General features: G+C 67.4%; 19 protein-coding genes. 15 read left to right on the forward strand and 4 right to left on the reverse strand.

Annotation, left to right across the window (positions count from 1 at the left end):
- Positions 1–55: 55 nt before the first annotated feature.
- The 7 genes from torT (at position 56) to ACO2RV_RS00760 (ending at position 8590) form a co-directional block, all read left to right on the forward strand.
- Positions 56–1159: a TMAO reductase system periplasmic protein TorT gene (gene torT, locus ACO2RV_RS00730; protein ID WP_423288770.1), complete on the forward strand. Its 1104-nt coding sequence runs from the start codon at positions 56–58 to the stop codon at positions 1157–1159.
- 113 nt (positions 1160–1272) lie between these two features.
- The gene (locus ACO2RV_RS00735) at positions 1273–2838 is read left to right on the forward strand and encodes a sugar ABC transporter ATP-binding protein (protein WP_423288772.1); all 1566 of its coding nucleotides are present in this window, start codon (positions 1273–1275) and stop codon (positions 2836–2838) included.
- On the forward strand, positions 2835–3863 hold the full coding sequence (locus tag ACO2RV_RS00740; RefSeq protein WP_423288774.1) for an ABC transporter permease: 1029 nt from the start codon (positions 2835–2837) through the stop codon (positions 3861–3863). Before ACO2RV_RS00735 ends, ACO2RV_RS00740 begins: the two co-directional genes overlap by 4 nt.
- Positions 3856–4863, forward strand: a complete 1008-nt coding sequence (locus tag ACO2RV_RS00745) for an ABC transporter permease (RefSeq protein ID WP_423288776.1) — start codon at positions 3856–3858, stop codon at positions 4861–4863. The genes ACO2RV_RS00740 and ACO2RV_RS00745 overlap by 8 nt, the downstream gene beginning before the upstream one ends.
- Positions 4863–5744 carry an FAD binding domain-containing protein gene (locus ACO2RV_RS00750; RefSeq protein ID WP_423288778.1) on the forward strand — a complete coding sequence of 294 codons (882 nt, stop codon included), beginning with the start codon at positions 4863–4865 and terminating at the stop codon, positions 5742–5744. The genes ACO2RV_RS00745 and ACO2RV_RS00750 overlap by 1 nt, the downstream gene beginning before the upstream one ends.
- Before the next feature lie 18 nt (positions 5745–5762).
- Entirely contained in the window at positions 5763–6236 is a 474-nt protein-coding gene (locus ACO2RV_RS00755) for a (2Fe-2S)-binding protein (RefSeq protein WP_423288780.1), read from the forward strand.
- Positions 6233–8590, forward strand: coding sequence for a xanthine dehydrogenase family protein molybdopterin-binding subunit (locus ACO2RV_RS00760; RefSeq protein ID WP_423288782.1), 2358 nt, complete (start codon positions 6233–6235; stop codon positions 8588–8590). The genes ACO2RV_RS00755 and ACO2RV_RS00760 overlap by 4 nt, the downstream gene beginning before the upstream one ends.
- Positions 8591–8728: 138 nt before the next feature.
- Here the strand turns inward: ACO2RV_RS00760 and ACO2RV_RS00765 are convergent, their stop codons facing one another.
- The 3 genes from ACO2RV_RS00765 to ACO2RV_RS00775 all read right to left on the reverse strand — a co-directional run bounded on the left by ACO2RV_RS00765 (position 8729) and on the right by ACO2RV_RS00775 (position 11766).
- Positions 8729–10237 carry a tripartite tricarboxylate transporter permease gene (locus ACO2RV_RS00765; protein ID WP_423288784.1) on the reverse strand — a complete coding sequence of 503 codons (1509 nt, stop codon included), beginning with the start codon at positions 10235–10237 and terminating at the stop codon, positions 8729–8731.
- Between the two features lie 7 nt (positions 10238–10244).
- Positions 10245–10724: a tripartite tricarboxylate transporter TctB family protein gene (locus tag ACO2RV_RS00770; RefSeq protein ID WP_423288786.1), complete on the reverse strand. Its 480-nt coding sequence runs from the start codon at positions 10722–10724 to the stop codon at positions 10245–10247.
- 70 nt (positions 10725–10794) lie between these two features.
- Entirely contained in the window at positions 10795–11766 is a 972-nt protein-coding gene (locus ACO2RV_RS00775) for a Bug family tripartite tricarboxylate transporter substrate binding protein (protein ID WP_423288788.1), read from the reverse strand.
- 224 nt (positions 11767–11990) lie between these two features.
- Here ACO2RV_RS00775 and ACO2RV_RS00780 point away from each other — a divergent pair, with 224 nt between their 5' ends.
- Genes ACO2RV_RS00780 through ACO2RV_RS00790 form a run of 3 tightly spaced genes read left to right on the forward strand, consistent with a single transcriptional unit; the run spans position 11991 to position 15143 of the window.
- Positions 11991–12665, forward strand: a complete 675-nt coding sequence (locus ACO2RV_RS00780; RefSeq protein ID WP_423288790.1) for a response regulator transcription factor — start codon at positions 11991–11993, stop codon at positions 12663–12665.
- Positions 12652–14040: a sensor histidine kinase N-terminal domain-containing protein gene (locus tag ACO2RV_RS00785; RefSeq protein ID WP_423288792.1), complete on the forward strand. Its 1389-nt coding sequence runs from the start codon at positions 12652–12654 to the stop codon at positions 14038–14040. Before ACO2RV_RS00780 ends, ACO2RV_RS00785 begins: the two co-directional genes overlap by 14 nt.
- A complete protein-coding gene (locus ACO2RV_RS00790; RefSeq protein ID WP_423288794.1) occupies positions 14037–15143 on the forward strand; it encodes an ABC transporter substrate-binding protein in 1107 nt (368 codons plus the stop codon). The genes ACO2RV_RS00785 and ACO2RV_RS00790 overlap by 4 nt, the downstream gene beginning before the upstream one ends.
- A 52-nt stretch (positions 15144–15195) precedes the next feature.
- Here the strand turns inward: ACO2RV_RS00790 and ACO2RV_RS00795 are convergent, their stop codons facing one another.
- Positions 15196–15861 carry a GntR family transcriptional regulator gene (locus tag ACO2RV_RS00795; RefSeq protein WP_423289853.1) on the reverse strand — a complete coding sequence of 222 codons (666 nt, stop codon included), beginning with the start codon at positions 15859–15861 and terminating at the stop codon, positions 15196–15198.
- A gap of 190 nt (positions 15862–16051) precedes the next feature.
- Here ACO2RV_RS00795 and ACO2RV_RS00800 point away from each other — a divergent pair, with 190 nt between their 5' ends.
- The 5 genes from ACO2RV_RS00800 to ACO2RV_RS00820 all read left to right on the forward strand — a co-directional run bounded on the left by ACO2RV_RS00800 (position 16052) and on the right by ACO2RV_RS00820 (position 22028).
- A complete protein-coding gene (locus ACO2RV_RS00800; RefSeq protein WP_423288796.1) occupies positions 16052–17419 on the forward strand; it encodes a malonyl-CoA decarboxylase in 1368 nt (455 codons plus the stop codon).
- Between the two features lie 9 nt (positions 17420–17428).
- A complete protein-coding gene (locus ACO2RV_RS00805) occupies positions 17429–18952 on the forward strand; it encodes a malonate--CoA ligase (RefSeq protein ID WP_423288798.1) in 1524 nt (507 codons plus the stop codon).
- 109 nt (positions 18953–19061) lie between these two features.
- Positions 19062–20066: a TRAP transporter substrate-binding protein DctP gene (gene dctP, locus ACO2RV_RS00810; protein WP_423288800.1), complete on the forward strand. Its 1005-nt coding sequence runs from the start codon at positions 19062–19064 to the stop codon at positions 20064–20066.
- 136 nt (positions 20067–20202) lie between these two features.
- Complete coding sequence (locus ACO2RV_RS00815) at positions 20203–20709, forward strand: TRAP transporter small permease subunit (protein ID WP_423288802.1); 507 nt, start codon at positions 20203–20205, stop codon at positions 20707–20709.
- Positions 20706–22028: a TRAP transporter large permease gene (locus ACO2RV_RS00820; protein ID WP_423288804.1), complete on the forward strand. Its 1323-nt coding sequence runs from the start codon at positions 20706–20708 to the stop codon at positions 22026–22028. The genes ACO2RV_RS00815 and ACO2RV_RS00820 overlap by 4 nt, the downstream gene beginning before the upstream one ends.
- The last annotated feature ends 82 nt before the right edge of the window (positions 22029–22110 follow it).

Consider the following 22110-nt stretch of genomic DNA (forward strand, 5'->3'; position numbering starts at 1 on the left):
GGTGTGCAGGTTCGTTCGTCCCTTTCCGCCAAAACCAACCAGAGGAAAAAGAAACATGTCCACCACCGCCATCCGCAGTCCCGCCGTCTCCCGCCTGAGGCGCCGCGCCCTGGCCGGCGCCGCGCTCCTCGCATTCTCCTCCGCCGCGCTCTCCCCGGCGGCGGCGGAGACGAAGTGGTTCCCGATGAAGATCTACGATGCCTCTTCGGGCGCGCCGAAGCCGGCGGAGTACACGCCGCTCGCGAAGGCCGAAAAGCCCTACAACATCTGCGTCCTGTTCCCGCACATGAAGGACAGCTTCTGGGTCGCCGTCGCCTACGGCATCGTGAAGCAGGCTGAGGCCTCGAACGTGAACATGAATCTCTACGAGGCCGGCGGCTACGAGAACCTGCCCAAGCAGCTCTCGCAGTTCGACGACTGCATGGCGGCGAAGGCCGACGCCATCGTCGTCGGCGCCATCTCCGGCGCCGGCCTGATGAAGAAGTTCGAGGAGGCCAAGGCCAAGGGCATTCCCGTGGTCGGGGTCACCAATCCGCTGCCGCCGAATGCGCTGCCGGCCGCCAACTATGTCGACTTCGTCGCCATGGGAGAAGTCACCGGCGAGGGCCTGCTCGCGCAGTCCAAGCCGGACGAGGAGCTCAATATCGTCACCTTCCCCGGACCGGCCGGCTCGGGCTGGGCGGAATCCTTCAACGAGGGCTTCAAGAAGGCGGTGGCCAAGAACCCGAAGGCCAAGATCCTCGGCGAGAAGTTCGGCGATTCCGGCGTGGCCGTGCAGCTCCAGCTGATCCAGGACGCGCTTCAGGCCTATCCGAACATGAACGTGATCTGGGGTACCGCCCCCACCGCCGAGGCCGCCATCGGCGCCGTCGCCGAGGCCGGCCGCTCGGACATCAAGGTCATCTCCTCCTATGAGAACCAGGCGATGCTCGACGCGCTCAACCGCGGAGACATCCTCGCCTTCGCTACCCAGTACCCGGTTGGCGAAGGCGCTATCGCCATCGACCAGGCGGTGCGGCTGATCGAGAAGAAGCCGGTGATGAGCCTGGTGCAGCCGGTGGCGGCGGTGATCGACAAGAGCACGGTGCCGAACCTGCAGATGGACCTCGTGCTCGCGCCGGCAAGCTGGAGCCCGGTCTACTCCGTCAAGGCGAAGTAGCCCCCCACGGGCTTCAGCACTGCGCCGAGGATCTGTGCGGACCTTGCACCGCACAGATCCCGCGTGGCCCCGGAACTGCATCGGTCCCGCGTATCGGGACCGCGGGAGAGCATATGGATATCAGCGTAGAGCCATTGAGCGCAGAACGCCCGCCGACGGCGCCGGCTGGCGCGCCCTTGCTGGAGCTCAAGGGCATCTCGAAACGCTTCACCGGCGTGCGCGCCCTCGATCACGTCGACCTCGATGTCCGCGCTGGCGAACTGCACGTGCTGTTCGGCGAGAACGGTGCCGGCAAGTCGACGCTGATCAACGTCATCGCCGGCACGTTCCCGCCGGACGACGGCTGCTTCCGCTTCGACGGCGAGGAGATCCGCCATCTTTCCCCGCAGCGGGCCCGCGCCATCGGCATTAGCCCGGTGTTCCAGGAGTTCTCGCTGGTGCCGAGCCTCACGGTGGAGGAGAACCTGTTCCTTGGCCGCGAGATTTCGACGGGTGGCGTGTTGCGCGCCGGCGCGATGCGCAAGAAGGCCCGCGCGCTGATCGACGAACTGGGCTTCGACCTCGATCCCGGCAAGCGGGTCGACAACCTGTCGCGCGCCCACCAGCAGATGGCGGAAATCGCCAAGGCCCTGCTCGGCAAGGTGCGCCTGCTGATCCTCGACGAGCCGACCGCCTCGCTCACCGAGCGCGAGACCGGCCGCCTGTTCGAGCTGATCGCCCGGCTGAAGGCGCAGGGCGTTGGCCTCATCTATGTCTCGCACCGCATGCGCGAGATCCGGGCCTTGGCCGACCGTGTGACGGTGCTGCGTGACGGGCGCCACATCCGCACCCTCGACGCGGCGACGGTGACCGATGGCGAGCTGGTCGAGCTGATGACCGGCCGGCGCATAGACGTGCTGTTTCCCACCATCCCCCACGCCCCCGCCGAGGTGGCGGTGGATGTCGAGAACCTCACCCTGGCCGACGGCTCCGTGCGGGAGGTGAATTTTTATGCCCGCGCCGGCGAGATCACCGGCATTGCCGGCCTGGTCGGCTGCGGCAAGTCAGAGCTGGTGCGGGCGATCTACGGGCTGGAGCCGATCGTCGGCGGCACGCTGCGCATCGCTGGTACGCCCTATGACTCCCCTGTCCCGCGCGAGAGCCTGACGCGCGGCATCGCCTATTTCCCGGCCAATCGGGTGGCGGAGGGCCTCGCCCTCTCACGCCCCATACGGGAGAACGCGTCGATGACGGCGCTCGACCTGCCCGCCTTCGCCCGCTTCGGCCTGCTGCGGCCGGGTGCCGAGCGCAGCCTCGTCGCCGCGGCGATGGAGCGGCTGAAGCTACGTCCGCCCAATATCGAGCGGCCGGCTGGCGCGCTGTCCGGCGGCAACCGCCAGAAGGTGATGCTGGGCCGGGCGCTGACCCGCGACCTCAAGGTCTTCCTGTTCGACGAACCGAGCGTCGGCATCGATGTCGGTGCCAAGCTCGAGGTCTATGAATTCATGAAGCAGCTGGTGAGCGAGGGTGCGGCGGTGATCGTCGTTTCCTCCGAACTGCCGGAGGTGCTGGCGCTCTCCAACCGGCTCTATGTGATGCATCACGGTCGCATCGCCGCCGAGCTGGCAGGTGCGGACAAGACCGAGCAGAACGTGCTGGCTTCCTTCTTTAGGGAACATCTGGCGACGGAGGCGGCATGAGCGCACACGCTTCAGCCTCCCTCGCTGCCCGTCCCGGCGTCGCCACCCCCTATGGCCGCAGTCTTCTCGGCCGCATCGGCTTCCTGCCGGCGCTCCTCGTGCTGGTGGTGGTCGGCATGTCGGCGACCGACCCGCAATTCTACGGGCCGCTCAACATCCTGAACATCCTGCGCAACGCCGCCTTTCTCACCATCGTCGCCTGCGGGCAGGCGCTGGTGATCATCGGCGGCGGCTTCGACCTGTCGGTCGGCGCGGTGGTGGCGCTGGCCAGCGTGGTGACGGCGAAGACCATGGCCCTGGTTGCCGCCGCCTTTCCCGGCAACGACGCGCTCGCCGTCGCCTGCGGCGTCGGCGCCGGGCTCGGCAGCGGCGCGGCGGTGGGCATTGTCAACGGTCTGTGCGTCGCCCGGCTGAAGGTCTCCGGCTTCGTGGTCACGCTCGGCACCATGTCGGCCACCGCCGGCGTCGCGCTGATGATCACCTCGGGCATCCCGGTTTACGGCATGCCGCAGAGCTTCGTGAAGGAGTTCGGCCGCGCCCAGTTCCTCGGCCTGCCGACTGCGATCTATGTCGCGCTCCTCGTGCTGGCGGCGGTGGTGTTCGTGCAGCGGCGCACCCTGTTCGGCCGCTATGTCTATGCCATCGGAGGCAATGCCGACGCCGCCATCGTCTCCGGCGTCGGCATCCGTCGTCATCTCGTCGGCACCTATGTGCTGTCCGGCGTGCTCGCCGCGCTCACCGGCATCCTGCTTACCGCCCAGGTCGGCTCCGGTCAGGCCAGCTTCGGCGGCGATCGCATGATGCTGCAATCGATCGCCGCCGCCGTCATCGGCGGGGTCAGCCTGCGCGGTGGCATCGGGCGGGTGGAGATCGTCGCGGTCAGCGCGCTGTTCCTCACCATTCTCGGCAACGCCCTCAACTTGCTCCACATCGATTCACGCCTGCAGCCGGTGTTCCTCGGCGTCATCATGGTGGCGGCGGTGGCGCTGGACGAGCTTGGCCGGCGGAGGAAGTCCCGTGTCTGACCTCTCCGCCCCCACTGCACCGGCGTCGGCCGAGCGCCGCGCCGCCCTCATGTCGCTGCTGTGGCAAGCAGCGCTGCCGATCGCTCTCGTCGTGCTGCTGCTCGGCTTCGCGGCGGTGGATTCCGCCGTGCTCACCTTGGGCAACCTTGTCAACATCGCGCAGCAGGCGAGCTATCTCGCCCTGTTCGCCATGGCGCAGACGGTGGTGATCCTTACTCGCGGCTTCGACCTTGCCCTGGGGCCGACCGTGTCGATGGTCAGCGTCGGCTCCGCGCTGGCCATGGCGGCGGGGGTCGCCGGCGGGCAGGCGCCTGGCACTGTCCTGCTGATGGGGTTGGCGGCGGGCTTCGCACTCGGCGCCGCCTGCGGCCTCTTCAACGGCGTGGTTGTCGCCTGGCTCGGGGTCAGCCCCTTCGTCGCGACGCTCGGCAGCTACAACATCGCCATCGGCGTCGCCACCACTCTCTCGGCCGGCCGGCCGGTGCAGGGCGTGCCGGACCTGTTCTCGCGGCTGCTCTATGGTGGCGGCCTGTTCGGTGTGCCGGCGGCGATCGTCATCGCGGTGCTGGTCGGTGTCGGCCTCCATCTCCTGCTGACGCGTACCGTCTATGGCCGCGCGCTCTATATCATCGGCACCAATCCCCGTGCCGCCGCGGTGGCCGGCCTGCCAGTGAAGCGCCTGCTGGTCGCCACCTATGTGCTGTGCTCGACGCTGGCCGCGCTCGGGGCGCTGATGATGACGGCGCGTACCGGCTCGGGGGAGCCCAATCTCGGCGGCTCGCTGTCGCTGCAGGCCATCGCGGCGGCGGTGGTCGGCGGCACCAGCCTTGCCGGGGGACGCGGCGGGGTCGGCACGGCGGTGGTCGGCGCGCTGTTCGTCACCATCCTGTCGAACGGTATGAACCTCGCCCGGATCGACGGCTATGTGCAGATGGTGGTGCTCGGCGCCATCGTCATCGCCGGCGTCGTGCTCGACCGGCTGCGGCTGGAGCGACGCTGATGCATGAGAACGGCCGGGAAGCCGAGTTGATGGTGTCACCGGCCCATCCCTCGCTCTATGTCGCCCGCTCACTTGACTCCGCCCTCGATGCGCTTGCCGAGCGTGGCGCCGAGGGCGCTCCCTTCGCCGGCGGGACCTGGATCATGCGCGCACCGGTGCGCCACGAGCGGCTCAGTCCCGCCTACGTCGGCGTCGGCCGCATCGCGGAGTTGAGCCGTATCGAACGGAGCGACGACCATGTCGTCCTCGGCGCCGGCGTCACCCATGCCCACATTGCCGAGGCACTGCGCGATCTGCCGGATCTGCGGGTGCTCACCGAAGCCGCCGGGCGCTCGGCCAACCCAGCGGTGCGCCGGGCGGCGACGCTGGGCGGCAATCTGTGCACGGCCGACTTCCCGGCGGCCGATCTTGTTCCCGCATTGCTGTGCCTCGATGCCGAAGTCGACATAGCCTCGCGCGACGGCGTGGAGCGCCTGACGCTGGAGAGGTTTCTCGCCCTTCGCCACTCGATCGAGCCGGGGCATCTGCTGACGAGTGTGCGCGTCCCTCGCTCGCTTGCCCGCAGCGTGCATGCCCGTCTCCCCCTGCGTAAGGCGGGGGACTATCCGACCGCCATTCTCAGCCTGTCGGTGGAGCGTGACGAGGCAGGATGCGTCACGCAGGTGCGTGTTGCTGTCGGCGCGGTGGAAGCGGTCGCGCGCCGCTGGCCACGCCTCGAGGGCGCGCTGATCGACTCCCCGCTGGACGCCGCCTCGGCCCACCGCGCGGCGACGGAACTCGCCGGTGAATTTGACGGGCGCGAGGGCATCGATGTGCCGGGCTGGTACCGCGTCAGCGTGCTGCCGGCGCTGGTACGGCGCGCCGTGGCAGCGCTTCACTGATCACGACAGGAGGTCCCGATGGCGATCGACATGGCGGTGAACGGCGAGGCGAGACGTTCCGCCTGTGACCCGCTGACCCCGCTGATCAATGTGCTGCGGGACGAGTTCCACCTCACCGGGGCCAAGCCTGTCTGTCGCGAAGGGTTTTGCGGCGCCTGCACCGTGCTGGTGGACGGCGCGCCGACCGCTTCCTGCCTGACCCCCGTCGCGCTGGTCGAGGGCTGCGATGTCGTCACCATCGAGGGCGTCTCAGCCGGCGGCCGTCTCAACGAGGTTCAGGCGAAGCTGGAACAGCACGATGCCGTGCAGTGCGGCATGTGCTTTCCCGGCATGGTGCTGACGCTGACGCATTTCCTCGAACGCATGCCGCGGCCGAGCCGGGAGGATGTTCGCGCCGCCCTCACCGGCAATATCTGCCGCTGCACCGGCTATGAGCGCATCGTCGAGGCGGCGCTGGCGGTCGCCGGCGCCCACGCGGAGATCCGCCCATGACCGTCGATGCCGTGATGGAGTTTCGCCGCCGCGACGCCCGCGACAAGCTGATGGGGCGTACCCGCTACACCATCGACCGCGCCGGGCCGGGCATGCTGCACGCCGCCGTGCTGCGCGCACCGGTGGCGTCCGGGCGTCTCGTGAAGCTAGACACCTCGAAGGCCGCCACCCTGCCGGGCGTGCGCGCCATAGCGACCGCCGCCGACGCGCCCGGTCGCATCGGTATCGGCGTCGCCGATCACTCGCTCTTCGCCGAGGACCTGGTGCGTTATGTCGGCGAACCGCTGGCCGCCGTGGCTGCCGACACAATCGAGCAGGCGCAGGCGGCGCTGGCGGCGATCGAGGTGATGATCGAGCCGCTGCCGGCGCTCGTCACCATGGAGGAGGCGCTGGCACCCGGCGCCCCGCTCGTGCATCCGGCGTGGCAAGGCTACGAGGTGCTGCTGGAGGGCGGTGCGCGCGCCGGCAATGTCGCCTGGGAGGCGACTGTCGTGCGCGGCGATGTCGATGCGGCCTTCGTCCGGCCGGATGTGACCATCGTGGAGAGCGCGTTCCGCGTCGGCCGGCAGAACCACATGGCGTTCGAGCCGCGGGCGGCGGTGGCACGTTACGAGGAAGGCCGCTTTCATATCGAGACCTCCACGCAGGTGCCGTGGACGGTGCGCAACGCCACGGCGCGTTTCCTCGGCGTTCCGGCCGCGCAGGTGCGGGTAACGGTGCCGCCGGTGGGCGGCGCCTTCGGGCTCAAATTCGACGTCGCCATCGAACCCTTCGCCGCGCTGCTGGCGAAGATGAGCGGCCGGTCGGTGCGGTTGGTCAATTCGCGCGAGGAGGAGATGCTCACCTGCCTGTTCCGCGAGAATGCCGAGATCCGCATCCGCTCGGCGGTGACCCGCGAGGGCGAGATCGCCGGGCGCGAGGCGGTGGTGCTGATGGATTGCGGCGCCCATGGCGGCGAGCAGATCTTCCTCACCACCATGACCGCCCACACGCTGGGCGGCAATTACCGGCTCGGCGCGGTCCGCCTCGCCTCGCGTGCGGTCTACACCAACACCCCGCCCAACGGCGCCTTCCGGGCCTGCAACGGTGTCTACAATACCTTCGCGCTGGAACGGCACACTGACGAGATCGCTGCTGCGATCGGTATGGATCCGCTCGAATTCCGCCGGGCGAACGTGCTGGGCGATGGCGACCTGGGGGCTACCGGGCAGGTCTTCGAGGGCGAGGTATTGCGTCCCATGCTGGCACGCATGGAGGCGCTGCGGGTGCGGAGCGAACCGCGGATCGCCGAGGATGGGCGCCTCTACGGTCGCGCGACGACGGTCGGTACCTGGTTCGTCTTTACCGGTCCCTCGGCGGCGACGGTGAACATGAATGCCGATGGCAGCGCCACCCTCGTCACCTCCGGCGTCGAGATCGGCTCCGGCTCGATGATGCAGAGCCTGCCGCAGATCGTCGCCGGTGCGCTGGGCATCCGCCCGGAGGAGGTGGTGGTGCGCCAGGCCGACACCGATGCCTCGGGCTATGACGTCGGCGTCGGCGGCGGTCGGCAGACCGTCTCATTGGGTGCGGCGAGCCTCGCGGCGGCGCAGGAGGTGCGCGGCAAGCTCCTGGCCGTCGCGGCGCAGATGCTGGACGCGACCCCCGACGACCTCGTGATGCAGAATGGGCGCATCGAGATCGCCGGCCCCAACGGCGCTGGCTTCAGCATTGCCGAGGTGACGGCGCGGGCCCAGGCCCTGCAGGGACCGGTCGGCGGCACCGGCAGTTCCACCCGCAAGGGCGTCCCCGCCATGCCGGGCTGCGTCGCCGGTCACTTCATCGACGCGCTCGATATTCCGGTCTTCGCCGTCCACGACTGCGAGGTCGCGGTCGATCCCGACACCGGTCATGTCGAGGTGTTGAGCTATCGCGTCGTGCAGGATGTTGGGCGGGCGCTCAACCGCAGCGCCATTGGCGGCCAGATCCAGGGCGGTGTCGTGCAGGGGCTCGGCTATGCGTTGCACGAGGAGGTGTCGATCGACGCCCATGGTCGTGTCCGACAGTCAGGTTTCGAGACCTACCGCGTGCCGCTCGCCGGCGATGTGGTGCCGGTCGAGATCGACCTGTTCGAGGGCGCGCCTTCCCTCGGACCGCTCGGCGTCAAGGGTGCGGGCGAGGTGCCGATCCTCAATGTGGGGGCGACGGTGGCCTGTGCGGTGGCCAACGCCACCGGAAGGCGCGTGCAGGAACTGCCGCTGACGCCGCCCCGCGTCCTCGCTCTGCTGCTCGGCCGCCATCCGGAACTCGCCTTCCCCCATATCCTGCCGGCGTGGGACGACAATCTGGTGCTTCCGCATGGCGCGGGGACATGATCCCGGCGTGAACCGGGATGGCGTTTAAATCTGCTACAGGCGAGCGTGAGCGGTCCGCACACATCGCAGCGGCGCATCGGACCAAGGCACCCGTTCCGAGTTGGAAGCCCCGGCAGAACCAACCGAGGCCTCCACGCTTCACTCGGCCCCGCGCGGCGCGGCGTGCCGGTGAGACCAGCGGTGCAATGCCCACGGCCCGACGGCAACAAGGCCCGCCAGTACCCACAGGATGATGGATATGTTGCTCTGGAAGAGAATGCCCAGCTCGCCGCCACTGATGGCCAGCGCATTGCGAAGGTTCACTTCCATTACCTTGCCGAGCACGAAGCCGAGGATGATCGGCGCCATGTCGAAGCCGAGCTTGCGCAGAAGCCAGCCCATGCAGCCGACGCCCAGCATCAGGAGCACGGATTCGACGCTGGCGTGGGTCGAGTAGACGCCGACCACCGACAGAACGAGGATTCCGGGAACCAGGATCCAGTTCGGCAGCAGCAGCAAGCGTGAGAAGATGCCGACGAACGGGATGTTGAGCAGCAGCAGCAGGACGTTGCCAATATAGAGCGACGCAATCAGCCCGCCGACGATCTCGGGGCGCTCGGCGAAGAGCTGGGGACCGGGCTGGATATTGTAGAGCATCAGCGCGCCGAGCATGACGGCAGTGGTGCCGCTGCCGGGCACGCCGAGGGTGAGCATGGGCACGAAGGCGCCGGCCGCGCAGGAATTGTTTGCCGCCTCGGGTGAAGCGAGGCCGCGCATGTCGCCCTTGCCGAAGGTGCCATGGCGATCGGAGACGCGCTTCTCCAGCGTGTAGGAAACGGCGCTCGCGACCGAGGCGCCCGTGCCCGGCAGGACGCCGACGACGAAGCCGATGATCGAGCCGCGCAGCGTGGCTCCCGTGGTGAAGACGATGTCCTTGAAGCGCACGAAGCTGCGCCCGACCTTGCCGATGACGGGGCCGCCCATCGCATGGCTCTCCAACATCAGCATGGCTTCGGAAATCGAGAACAGGCCGATCACCAGCACCACGAAGTCGATGCCGTCGCCGAGTTCCGGGCTGTCGAAGGTGAAACGGTAGGCCCCCGATGTCGGGTCGAGGCCGACGGTGGCCAGCATCAGGCCGAGCACGCAGCCGATCAGCGTCTTCACCGGCTGGCTGCCAACCATCGAGCCGAGCGTGGCGAAGGCGAACACCATCAGCACGAAATATTCGGCGGGGCCAAAGCCGATGGCGAGGCTGGCGAGGAAGGGGGCGAACAGCGTCAGACCCACGACGCCGATGATTCCGCCGACGAAGGAAGATAGGCCGCTGATCATCAGGGCTTCGCCCGCGCGCCCCTGCCGCGCCAGCGGGTTGCCGTCGAGCGCGGTCATCACCGCGCCGGCGTCTCCAGGAACGTTGAGCAGGATGGAGGAGATGCGCCCGCCATATTCGGAGCCGGTATAGATGGCGGCGAGCAGGATCATCGTGCTCTCCGGCGGCAGGCCGAGCGTGTAGGCGATCGGCAGCAGCAGGGCGATGCCGTTGATCGGGCCGATGGCGGGAAGCGCGCCGATGACGGTGCCGAGGAAGCAGCCGACGAGGCCGATGAGCAGGTTCTGCCAGCTCAGCGCAACGGCGAACCCGGTCCAGAGATAATCGAAGTTCATGTGTGGCCTAGCCTCGACGCGATGCGGTGAAAAGCTCGCCGGTCGGCAGATAGACCTCGAGCAGATAGCCGAAGACGAGATACCAGAGTGCCGCCTGCACGAGCCCGCCGATGAGGGAGGCTTTCCAGGACGCGCCGAAGATCCGCCCGACCCCGGTCGTCATGACGAACATCGCGCCGGCAAAGCCGATCGGCTCGAACAGCAGCGCGGCGATGAGCACGAGCGCCGGCAGCGCGATGCAGCGCATCAGCACCGTGCCCTGCGGCCATTCTTCCGCGTGCCCCGGCACGAAGAGGTAGATCAGCGACAGCAGGGCGAGGATCGCCGCGAGCAGCACTGGAAATACGCGCGGGCCCAGCGGATCCGACGAGAAGGCGTACTCGATCCCGCTGCCGGCAAATCCGTAGAGGAGGCTGAACGCCAGCAGCGCGAGAGCGGCTATGCGATTGCTGAGCGTGCCCGGAAGAGGGCGTTGATTGGCGTCCATGGAGCGATCCTGGCAAGCGACAAGGGAGCGGCCCCGCCCGCAGGCGAGGCCGCTGGAGCGTCGGTCGAAATCAGAGGCCGGCTTCCTTGGCGAGCGTCTTGAAACGCTGCACGTCGCTCTTCACCTTGGCGTCGAAATCCGCGCCGATGACGGTGTAGGGAAACAGCCCGCGCGCCGCGAGTTCCGATTTGAACTCGGGCGTCTGCACCAGCTTCTTGAAGGTGTCGGTCCAGGCCGCGTAGTCGGCGTCGCTCACCTTGCCGCCGGTGTAGTAGCCGCGCCAGATCACCCAGTCGAAATCATAGCCCTGTTCGCGGGTGGTCGGGATCGCGGCAAGGTCGCCGGGCAGTCGCTCGGGCGACATGACGGCGAGGATGCGGACCTTGCCGGCCAGATGGTGCTTGACCATCTCCGAGGCATCGCCGGCGCCGATCTTGATGTGGCCACCCTCGAGCGAGGTCAGTACGGCGCCGCCGCCTTCAAGCGCGACATAGCGCATCTTCTTGGGATCCTGCCCGGCACCCTTGGCGATGAGCGCGGCTTTCATCCAGTCCTGGCTGCCGATGGCGCCGCCGCCGCCGATCGGGAAGCTGGCCGGGTTGGCCGCATAGGCGTCGGACAGTTCCTTCAGCGTCTTGAAGGGCGAATCGGCATTGACGACGATGACGCCGTAATCCGCGCCCAGCGCGCCGATCCAGCGGACGGCGTTCTCGTCATGGCTGCCGAACTTGCCCTGGGCGAGCAGCAGCGCCGAGCCGGTGGAGGCCGCGACGATGAGGCTGGGGTCGGCGGCGCGCTTGCCGACGACGTGGTTATAGGCAATGGCGCCGACGCCGCCTTCCATGTAGGTGACCACCATCGGCTGCTCGATGAGCTTGGCGGCGAGAAGCGAGTTGGCGGCGAGGCGGCAGGTGACGTCGAAGCCGCCGCCGGGCTTGGCGCCGGCCAGGCATTCGGTCTTTTGCGGGAGCGCGAAGGCGCCGCCTGTGAGCATGGCGCTCACCATGCCGACCAGGGCGAATTTCGTGAAAGTGGCGTTCATGGTGTCGTTCCTCCGAAGACTCTGTGCAAGGTCGTTTCCGCACCATGGCTGGTGCGGATCGATCGATGAGCGGAGTTGAGACGTCGAGCGCTGGCGATGGCCTGCGCCGGCCGGGCATTCCTCCACATCTTGTGGCACCGTCTGCGCGGCGCTTCAGGATGCTTTGCTAGAGCGGATTCCTGTCATAGAGCTGTCTTTGGGCAGGGCGCCGCAGGACATGATTCATGCGAATACTGCTGGTCGAAGACACGAGGGATGTCGGTGAAGCGATCATCGGTCGTCTCACCCGTATCGGTCATGCCGTCGACTGGGAACTGGATGGCACCGCCGGCATGGAGGTGCTGGGTCGCACCAATTATGATCTCGTCATCCTCGACGTCATGCTGCCCGGCCTCGACGGTTTCAGCATTCTCGCGCAATTGCGCGCCCGCGGCTCGATGACCCCGGTGCTTATCCTTACGGCGCGCTCGCGCGTGGAGGACCGCGTCGACGCGCTCGACATCGGCGCCGACGACTATCTGGTGAAGCCGTTCGACTTCCGCGAGCTGGAGGCGCGCGTGCGGGCGCTTATCCGGCGCAATGGCGGCGAGGCGACCAATGTGCTGCGCTGCGGCGACATCAGCATCGACCGGCTGACGCGGATGGTGCGGGTGGGCGACTGCGAGGTTCATCTCAAGCGGCGCGAACTCACGCTGCTCGAAATCCTGTCGTCGCGGCCCGGCCGCGTCTTCGGCAAGGACGAATTACTCGACCGCATGTTCGGCCATGACGAGGCGCCCGGCGCCAATGCTGTCGAGCTCTATATCGGCCGCCTGCGCCGCAAGATCGAGGGCGCGCGGGCGCAGATCGTTACCGTCCGCGGCTTCGGCTACCAGATGGTGATCGATGGCCCGGCGTGAGCCCTCTCTGTTCATCCGCCTGTTCGCTCTCATGTCGCTGGTGCTCGTGTTCGGCGCCGCCGTGCTCATGACCGCCGCCTGGTACTCGGCGCGCGAGGCGGCCGACGAAGCCTATGACCGGCTGCTGCTGGGCGCCGCCTATCAGATCGCCGACGCCATCCAGGTGCAGGACGGCAAGCCCGAGATTGAGCTTCCCGTCTCTGCCTTCGAACTGCTCGCCCTGTCGGATCGGGATCGCATCTTCTACCGCGTGCTGGACCCCGCCGGCCACACGATGACAGGCTATGAGGGGCTGGACGTTCCGGCCGACGAGGCGCCGGCGTCCGGCAGGGCGCTGGTCGAGAATGCGCGCTTCGACGGCGAGATCGTACGCGTGGCGCGGGTGTCGCGCCGCTTCGACGACCCCCAGATGCGGGGCGACGCGGTCGTGCTCGTCGCCCAGACCGTTGAAGCGCGCCGGGCACTTGCGCGGGACCTTACCCTCCGCTCGTTCATATTGGTGGGCGTCATGGGCGCCATCGCCATTGGCGGCACGATCTTCGCGGTACGCCGGGCACTGGCGCCGATCGGCCGGCTGGAGGTCGCCATCCGGCAGCGCGATCCGCTCGATCTGACCCTTGTCAACGTGTCGACACCGCGTGAATTGGCCCCCTTCGTGGCTGAGATCAATGGCTTCATCGAGCGGCTGCGGGGAAGGGTCGAGCTGATGCAGCAGTTCATCGCCGATGCCGCGCACCAGCTTCGTACCCCCTTGGCGGCGCTGGAGGGGCAGGTCGACCTGCTGTCGAACGACGAGGTGACGCCTGCGGGAGGCAAGCATCTTGAGCGCATCCGCGCCCGCACGCGGCAATTGTCCCGTCTCGCCAACCAGCTGCTCAGCCACGCCATGGTGGCTCACCGCGAACGGGCGGTGGCGAACGCGCCGGTCGATCTCACGGAATTGACCCGGCGGGCGCTCGACGAGGCGATACCCGATACGCTGGAACGCGACCTCCTCGTCACTTTGCACGCGCCGCCCGAGCCGCTGATCGTGAGCGGCGATCCGGTGAACCTCGCGGAGGCGATCAAGAACATTCTCGACAACGCGGTGCGGCATGGCGCGCCGGGGCGGATCACGGTTCGGCTGACGAGGCGACTGGATATGGTCGTGGTCGAGGTGGAAGATGACGGCCCCGGCATTCCGGCCGGCCAGTGGCTGCGGGTCGTCCAGCGTTTTGGCGCGCCGTCGTCCGATGGCAAGGGGTCGGGGCTGGGCCTGTCGATCGCCGCCGAGGTTCTGGCCGCCCATGGCGGAGCGCTGTCCTTCGTGGAGAAGGGGGCCTTCGGCTTCGTCGTGGTGATGTCGCTGTCGGTGAAAGGGCGGGAACTCGCATGACAGATTCCCCCGCGCGACTTGCCCACAGGCTCACCCGTGCGGTCGCGGGCGTCCTCACCGTGGTGCTCGCCGGGTGTCTCGGTGCGCACGCCCAGACCATGACGCGGTTTCCGGCCGTCGGAGCCCAGGTCGACACACTGTCGATCCATGCCGCGACCGACCTCTATGCCCTGGCGCCGCTGATCCAGGACTTTCAGGAGCTCTCGCCGGGCACCATGGTCGAGATCGTGGAATATGTGACCAATGACCTGTTCTCGGCTGCCGCCAAGGCGTGCGCGGAGGGACGCTCGCTGGGCGACGTCTATCTGTCCTCCTCCGTCGACCAACTGGTGAAGCTGGCCAATGATGGCTGTGCCCAGCCCATCGAAGGGCCGGATCTCCGGCGTGCGCCGCGCTGGGCGAACTGGCGGGACGAGGTGTTCGGCTTCACCTTCGAGCCCATCGTCATGGTCTATAACCGCGACAGCGTTCCGGCGGACGACGTTCCGCGCACCCATCTGGAACTGGCCGAACTGCTGAGGCGCGAGGCCGACCGCTACCGGGGTCGGGTGGGCACCTACGATATACGGCTTTCCGGCATCGGCTATCTGCTCGCCTTCAACGACGCCCGGCAAACCACGACGACCTATGGCCGCCTGCTGGAAAGCCTCGGCCGCGCTCAGGTCGTGGTGCGCTGCTGCACGTCGGAGATACTGGACGAGGTGGCGGCCGGGCGGCTGCTGATCGGCTACAACATGCTCGGCTCCTACGCCTATGACCGGGTGCGGCGCGGCCAACCTATCGGCATCGTCATGCCAGCCGACTACACGCTCGTACTGAGCCGGGGCGCCATGGTCCCGGCCCATGCACGGCAGCCGGGCCTCGCTGCGCGTTTCGTCGACTATTTACTGTCCGAGCGGGGGCAGTCGGTCGGGCGGAGCCAGTCCTTTTTCTTCGGGTTGGACGGGGCGGCTCCTCCCGGCATCGAGGGGCCGGATGTCGTGACGTCCGGCATCGCCCGTCCGATCGCCGTCGGGCCGACCCTTCTGGCGGTGCAGGATGCGGCGCGCCGAAAGCGATTCCTTGAAGACTGGTCGCAATCGGTGATCCAGACTGCGCCGTAGGGCCGTCTCGCTTCAGGCGGCTGTCTCCTCCACGGCACAGCAAGGCGCCCGGTCAGTCCACCGTTTCAGCCTCGTGCTGGAGGGCGGCCAGCAACGACATGAATCGCTCGCCCTGCACCAGCACATGGGCGCGAATCCGTTCCGCCGCGCTGGCGCCGTCTCCCGCGAGGATGGCTTGCAGAATGGCTTCGTGTTCGGCCAGCGAGGCGGCAATGCGCCGGGGCACTTTCAGCTGCAGGCGCCGATAGGGTTGCAGTGCGGTTTGCAGCCTTATGGCCTCGGCCCGCAGCACGCGATTTCCGGTCGCGCTGTAGATCGCGGCATGGAACTGGGCATTGGCGGGGTAATAGGCGTCGTCGTCCCCGGCGGCGGCCGCCGTGCAGCAGGCGATGTGCGCCTGGTTGATCGCGGCACGGTCAGCGTCCCCGAGCCGCTGCGCGGCAAGTCGTGCGCAGGAGGCCTCGATCTCCGCCATGAGCTCGAAGGATTCGACGAGTTCACGGGGACCGAGCAGCGCGACATAGGCACCCCGCCGGGGGCGCATGTCGATGAGGCCGGAGGCGGAGAGCTGGATCAGCGCCTCGCGAATGGGCGTGCGCGACACGCCGAACCGCTCGGCAAGGCTCGCTTCGTCGAGCCGCTGCCCGGGCCGCAGCCGGCCGGCGACGATATCCTCTTCAAGTGCTTCGCGAAGCCTTGGGGTCTGTTCACCACGCACGGCATACCTCCGCACGCAGAAAGCCATGTCACGTGCTGCAATGCAAGAGGCGACGCCTTGTATACTTGATGATTGACTTTCAATGCACGCTGATCTTCACTCGATACAAACCGGCGTGTCGTCCGACCCGACGCGACCGGACTCCGCGCCTTCCGCATAACCGCCGTTCACACGCAATTTCGGGATGGCCATGGGATCGAACACCTCGTTTGTGGCGGACCTTCTGACCTCCATCGCCGAGCGCGGTCGCACCCTGCTCGACCGCTCCGCCCGTGTCAGCGGGGCGACGCGGGTGGAGACGCTTGCCGAGCGCTGTGAAACCCTGCTCTCCGGACGTGGCGAAGCCTCCGGCGTCGCCCTCGCCACCGACATCCTCGACCGCTACGCGCATATGAAAACCGGCGAAAGCATCGCCTTCTTCGAGGTGCTGGCGGAGAAGTTCGGGCCGGATGCCAAACGGCTCGCCGCGGCAGTCGAAGCCTATGGGCGCAACGGCGCGGCGGCCGCCGTCGACCTGCACCGCGCCAGCGAGCCGCGGCGGCAGGAGCTTTTCCGCCGCTTCAACCTCGCGCCGGGCGGCACGCTCTCGCTCGTGCGCATGCGCGAGCAGCTCATGGACGCCATGGTGCGCCGGCGCGACCTCGCCGAGGTCGACCGCGATTTCGCGCATCTGTTCTCGTCCTGGTTCAATCGGGGATTTCTCGTGCTCAAGCGCATCGACTGGTCGACGCCGGCCAATGTGCTGGAGAAGATCATCCGCTACGAGGCCGTCCATGCCATCCGGGACTGGGACGACCTGCGCGCCCGCGTCGATTCGTCCGACCGGCGCTGCTACGCCTTCTTTCATCCGGCACTGGTCGACGAGCCGCTGATCTTCGTCGAGGTGGCGCTGATGCAGGAGGTGCCGGGAGCGATCGCGCCGATCCTCGACCCGGCCCGCAAGCAGCTTCGCCCGCAGGCCGCCACGACGGCCGTCTTCTATTCGATCTCGAACTGTCAGAAGGGTTTGGCCGGGGTCTCCTTCGGCAATTTCCTCATCAAGCAGGTGCTGGAGGAAATCTCGCGCGAACTGCCCAACCTCACGACCTTCGTCACGCTCTCTCCGGTGCCGGGATTCCGCAAATGGCTGGAAGCCGAGCGCCGGGCGGAGCAAAGCGCCGTTCTGTCGACGGCCGACCGCAAGGTGCTGGAGAGGCTGGACGCGCCGGACTGGGGCGAGCGGCCGGACCTGCGCGAGGAGGTAGCGAGCGTGCTCGCACCGATAGCCGCCTACTACTTCCTCGCCGCACGCACGCCGAAGGGCGCGCCGGTCGATCCGGTCGCGCGGTTCCATCTCGGCAATGGGGCGCGGCTGGAGCGCATCAACCTCATGGGCGACCTGTCGGCGAAAGGCATCGCCCAGGCCGCCGGGCTGATGGTGAACTACCGCTACGTGCCGGCCGACATCGAAAAGAACCACGAAGCCTTTGCCGGGAAAGGCGAGATCGTCGCGAGCGCGCAGGTGCGAAAGCTGCTCAAGGCCGATCCGGCTTCCCGTGCCCTTGTTCCTGTCACCTGAAAAGCCATCATGTCCGAAAATCATCTGTTTGCCGCCATCCGCGCCGCCGTCCCTTCCCCCGACAAGCCGCTGGCCCTGCTGGCGGACGGGTCGGTCGTGACTTATGGCGAGATGCTCGCGCTTTCCGGGCAAATCGCCGGGCTGCTCGTAGCGCGGGGTGTGAAGCCGGGCGATCGCGTCGCGGTGCAGGCCGAGAAGTCGTGGCCCTGCCTCGCGCTCTATCTGGCGACGCTGCGCGCCGGGGCGGTCTATCTGCCGCTCAACACCGGCTACACGCTGAACGAGGTGCGCTATTTCCTCGGCGACGCCGAGCCCACCTTGTTCGTCTGCCGGCCCGAGGTCGCGGTCGAAGCCCGCGCGCTGGCGAATGAACTCGGCGTGCCCCGCCTGGAGACGCTGGGCGCCGACGGCACCGGCTCGCTCACCGACGCCGCGGCGACGTTCGCGCCGGATTTCGACGACGTGGCGCGCGGGCCGGACGACCTCGCCGCCATTCTCTACACCTCGGGCACCACCGGCCGCGCCAAGGGCGCCATGCTGAGCCACGGCAACCTGCTCTCAAATGCACGGGCGCTGAGGGAGTGCTGGCGCTTCACCGCCGACGACGTGCTGATCCACGCGCTGCCGCTGTTCCACACCCATGGCCTGTTCGTGGCGGTCAACATCGTCCTGCTGAGCGGGGCTTCGATGTTCTTCCGGGCGAAGTTCGATCCGCGCGAGACGATCGAACTGATGGACCGGGCCACCTGCCTGATGGGCGTGCCCACCTTCTACACCCGGCTGCTCGACCAGCCGGAGCTGACGCGCGCGGCCACCGCGCATATGCGCCTCTTCATCTCCGGCTCCGCGCCGCTTCTGGCGGAGACCCACCGCGCGTTCCGCGAGCGGACCGGCCATGCCATCCTGGAACGCTACGGCATGACCGAGACCTGCATGAACACCTCGAATCCCTATGAGGGCGAGCGCATTGCGGGGACGGTCGGCTTCCCCTTGCCGGGCGTGTCCATCCGCATCACCGATCCGGCCTCGGGCGCGGAACTCTCCATGGGAGAGATCGGGATGGTGGAGGTGAAGGGCCCGAACGTGACGAAGGGCTATTGGCGCATGCCCGAGAAGACGGCGAGCGAGTTCCATGACGGTTACTTCATCACCGGCGATCTCGGCAGGATCGATGAACGCGGCTATCTCAGCATCGTCGGGCGCGGCAAGGATCTCGTCATAACCGGCGGCTTCAACGTCTATCCCAAGGAAGTCGAAGGCGAGATCGATGCCATTGACGGCGTGCTGGAAAGCGCCGTCATCGGCGTGCCTCATCCCGATTTCGGCGAGGGCGTTACCGCCGTGGTGGTGCCCGCCAAAGGCGCGAATCTGACCGAGCAATCCGTCCTTCACGCCCTTGAAGGCCGGCTGGCGAAGTTCAAGCAGCCCAAGCGCGTGTTCTTCGTCGGGGAGCTGCCGCGCAATACGATGGGCAAGGTGCAGAAGAATGTCCTGCGCGACAGCTACAAGGACATCTACCGGCGGAGCGCCTAGGACAAAGGCGGCGCCGGACGACCGAATAAGCGGGCGGATCAACCGCCCGGCAAGAAGTCACTGAGGAAACGCCAACAGTCCGCCGGAAGGCGGCGACATGGAGGAAAGCATGAACGGTACGCGACAGATCGCGCGCGCCCTGACACTGGGTTGCGCACTCGCCTTCGCCACCTCTGCGTTCGCGCAGGACATCACGCTGCGCGCCTCGCACCAGTTTCCGGGCGGAAAGGGCGACCCCCGCGACGAGATGGTGCAGATGATCGCCCGCGACGTTGAAGCGGCGAATGTCGGCCTGAAGATCCAGGTCTTCCCGGGCTCGTCGCTGTTCAAGGCCAATGAGCAGTGGGGCGCGATCACCAAGGGCCAGCTCGACCTCACCTCCTTCCCGCTCGATTACGCCTCGGGCCGCGTGCCGCAATTCTCCGTCACGCTGATGCCGGGCCTGGTCCGCAACTTCGACCGCGCGGAACGTCTCAACGACTCGCCCTTCATGCAGGAAATCAAGGCGATCATCGAGAAGAACGGCGCCATCGTCATCGCCGACGCCTGGCTTTCGGGCGCCTTCGCGTCCAAGAAGGCGTGCATCACCGGCCCCGGCAGCATCAAGGGGCAGGTCACGCGCGCGGCCGGCCCCGCCTTCGAGCAGATGCTGGCGGCGGCGGGCGCCTCCATCGCCTCCATGCCCTCGTCGGAAATCTATTCGGGCATGCAGACGGGCGTGCTCGACGCCACCAACACCTCCTCGGAGAGCTTCGTCTCCTATCGCCTTTATGAGCAGGTGAAGTGCCTGACGGCGCCGGGCGCAAACGCCTTGTGGTTCATGTACGAGCCCGTCCTGATGTCCAAGCAGTCGTTCGACCGGCTCAACCCGGCACAGCAGAAGGCGGTGCTGGAGGCGGGCAAGAAGGCGCAGGCCTGGTTCTCCAAGGAAGTGCGCAAGGGCGACCAGAAGCTGATCGACACCTACAAGAAGGCCGGAGTCGAGGTGGTGGAGATGTCCGCTGCCGATTACGACGCCTGGCTCAAGGTCGCGCAGGAGAGCTCCTACAAGAACTTCGCCGAGAAGGTGAAGGGCGGCGATGAACTGATCAAGAAGGCGCTGACCGTCCAGTGAACGCATCCGCCCCGCGCTCCCTCCGTGGGGGCGCGGGCGCCTGCGACGAGCTGGGATCGGCGGCGTGAACACTTCCCGCAGCGGAGAGGACGACGGTCCGCCGCCTCCCGTTCCTTCCGGTAAATGAAAGCCACCCATGGTCAGCCTGTTCCTGCGAGCGGTCGATCTCGTCTCCCGAATTGCCGCGGTCATTGCCGGGCTGATGCTCATCGCCGCGATGCTGGTGATCTGCGAGATGATCTTCCTGCGCTACGTGTTTCGCGCACCGACGATCTGGCAGACGGATTTCGTCGTGTTCTCCGCCACTGCCGCCATGTTCCTGGGCGCGCCCTATGTGCTGAAGACACGGGGCCATGTCGGGGTGGACGTGATCGAGATCGCGCTGGCGCCCGGTCCGCGGCGCGCGCTCGGCATTATCGGCGCCGTGCTCGGCCTGCTCTTCGCCGTGCTGATGACGTTCGCCAGCGTGATCTTCTTCCACGAGGCCTATGTCAACGAATGGCGCACCTCGACGGTGGCCGCGATCACCCTCTGGATTCCCCTCCTGCCGCTGCCGATCAGCTTCGGCCTGCTGTCGCTGCAATACGTCGCCGAACTTATCCGCCGCTGCTGCGGCGCGGATGAAGCGGAAGGTCACGCATGATGAGCCTCTCCCCCACCTCCTCGGGCCTGATGATCATCGGCCTGCTCTTCGTGCTGCTGGCCACCGGCATGCCCATCGCCTTCGCCCTGGGCCTGACCGCGATCGGCGGACTGCTGATCGCCAACGGCATCGGCGTCTTCGAGGTGCTGGCCGAAACCATGTTCGCGGGCATCGCCAACCTTGCCTATGTGTCGATCCCCATGTTCGTGCTCATGGGCGCGGCGGTCGCCGCCACTCCGGCGGGCCGCGATCTCTATGAGGCGCTGGACCGCTGGCTCAACCGCGTCCCCGGAGGGCTGGTGCTGTCGAACATCGGCGCCTGCGCCGTCTTCGCCGGCATGACGGGCTCCAGCCCGGCAACCTGCGCGGCGATCGGCAAGATGGGCATTCCCGAAATGCTCAAGCGCGGCTACCCCGCCTCGGTCGCGACCGGCTCCATCTGCGCGGGCGGGACGCTCGGCATCCTTATTCCGCCGTCGGTGACGATGATCGTCTACGGCATCGCCACGGAAACCTCGATCGGCCGCCTGTTCCTGGCCGGCGTGATGCCCGGTCTCATGCTGACGGCGATGTTCATGGCCTGGGCGCTCTATGATTGCCGCCGGAAGAATTTTGACTTCGACGTGAGCGGCCGGCGATTCAGCTTCGGTCAGAAGCTCGCGGCGCTCCCCAAGGTCACGCCCTTCCTGCTGATCATCCTCGGCACGCTCTACGTGCTCTATGGCGGCGTCGCGACGCCCTCGGAAGCGGCGGGCGCCGGCGCCTTCCTGACCCTCGGCGTCGTCATCGTGATGTACCGGCTGTTCCGGCCGAAGCCGATCTTCGAGATCTTCTCCTCCACGCTGCGCGAAAGCGTCATGATCATGATGATCATGGCTTCGGCCGAGCTCTTCGCCTTCGCGCTTTCCTCGCTCTTCATCACTCAGACCGTTGCCGCCGCGATCGCGTCGCTGGAGGTCAACCGCTGGGTGCTGATGGGGCTGATCAACCTGTTCCTGCTGGTGTCCGGTATGTTCCTGCCGCCGGTCGCCATCATCGTCATGTCGGCGCCGCTGCTCTACCCCATCATCGTTTCCTCGGGCTTTGACCCCTACTGGTTCGCGGTGATCCTGACGATCAACATGGAGATCGGCCTCATCACCCCGCCGGTCGGGCTGAACCTCTTCGTGGTCAAGGCCATCGCGCCGCAGGTGCCGGCCCAGACGGTACTGAGCGGGGCGCTGCCCTATGTGCTGCTCATGCTGCTCGGCATCGTCATCCTGGGCATCTTCCCGGAGATCGCCACCTGGCTGCCCGACTATGTCATGGGTCCGCAGTGAGGAGCGGCCGGCGCGGCTCGCCCTGAGATGCTTGACGTAAGGTATTGGGTTCCCAATAGTCGCAACTGAGGCAAAGGCCATG

It is taken from the genome of Ancylobacter sp. VNQ12 (genome assembly GCF_049445835.1).
Classification (GTDB): domain Bacteria; phylum Pseudomonadota; class Alphaproteobacteria; order Rhizobiales; family Xanthobacteraceae; genus Ancylobacter.

Excerpts from the sequence above, each read along its gene's own strand:
- torT (WP_423288770.1), top strand. The coding sequence starts at position 56 with ATGTCCACCACCGCCATCCGCAGTCCCGCCGTCTCCCGCCTGAGGCGC.
- ACO2RV_RS00735 (WP_423288772.1), top strand. The coding sequence starts at position 1,273 with ATGGATATCAGCGTAGAGCCATTGAGCGCAGAACGCCCGCCGACGGCG.
- ACO2RV_RS00740 (WP_423288774.1), top strand. The coding sequence starts at position 2,835 with ATGAGCGCACACGCTTCAGCCTCCCTCGCTGCCCGTCCCGGCGTCGCC.
- ACO2RV_RS00750 (WP_423288778.1), top strand. The coding sequence starts at position 4,863 with ATGCATGAGAACGGCCGGGAAGCCGAGTTGATGGTGTCACCGGCCCAT.
- ACO2RV_RS00755 (WP_423288780.1), top strand. The coding sequence starts at position 5,763 with ATGGCGATCGACATGGCGGTGAACGGCGAGGCGAGACGTTCCGCCTGT.
- ACO2RV_RS00760 (WP_423288782.1), top strand. The coding sequence starts at position 6,233 with ATGACCGTCGATGCCGTGATGGAGTTTCGCCGCCGCGACGCCCGCGAC.
- ACO2RV_RS00765 (WP_423288784.1), bottom strand. The coding sequence starts at position 10,237 with ATGAACTTCGATTATCTCTGGACCGGGTTCGCCGTTGCGCTGAGCTGG.
- ACO2RV_RS00770 (WP_423288786.1), bottom strand. The coding sequence starts at position 10,724 with ATGGACGCCAATCAACGCCCTCTTCCGGGCACGCTCAGCAATCGCATA.
- ACO2RV_RS00775 (WP_423288788.1), bottom strand. The coding sequence starts at position 11,766 with ATGAACGCCACTTTCACGAAATTCGCCCTGGTCGGCATGGTGAGCGCC.
- ACO2RV_RS00780 (WP_423288790.1), top strand. The coding sequence starts at position 11,991 with ATGCGAATACTGCTGGTCGAAGACACGAGGGATGTCGGTGAAGCGATC.
- ACO2RV_RS00785 (WP_423288792.1), top strand. The coding sequence starts at position 12,652 with ATGGCCCGGCGTGAGCCCTCTCTGTTCATCCGCCTGTTCGCTCTCATG.
- ACO2RV_RS00790 (WP_423288794.1), top strand. The coding sequence starts at position 14,037 with ATGACAGATTCCCCCGCGCGACTTGCCCACAGGCTCACCCGTGCGGTC.
- ACO2RV_RS00800 (WP_423288796.1), top strand. The coding sequence starts at position 16,052 with ATGGGATCGAACACCTCGTTTGTGGCGGACCTTCTGACCTCCATCGCC.
- ACO2RV_RS00805 (WP_423288798.1), top strand. The coding sequence starts at position 17,429 with ATGTCCGAAAATCATCTGTTTGCCGCCATCCGCGCCGCCGTCCCTTCC.
- dctP (WP_423288800.1), top strand. The coding sequence starts at position 19,062 with ATGAACGGTACGCGACAGATCGCGCGCGCCCTGACACTGGGTTGCGCA.
- ACO2RV_RS00815 (WP_423288802.1), top strand. The coding sequence starts at position 20,203 with ATGGTCAGCCTGTTCCTGCGAGCGGTCGATCTCGTCTCCCGAATTGCC.
- ACO2RV_RS00820 (WP_423288804.1), top strand. The coding sequence starts at position 20,706 with ATGATGAGCCTCTCCCCCACCTCCTCGGGCCTGATGATCATCGGCCTG.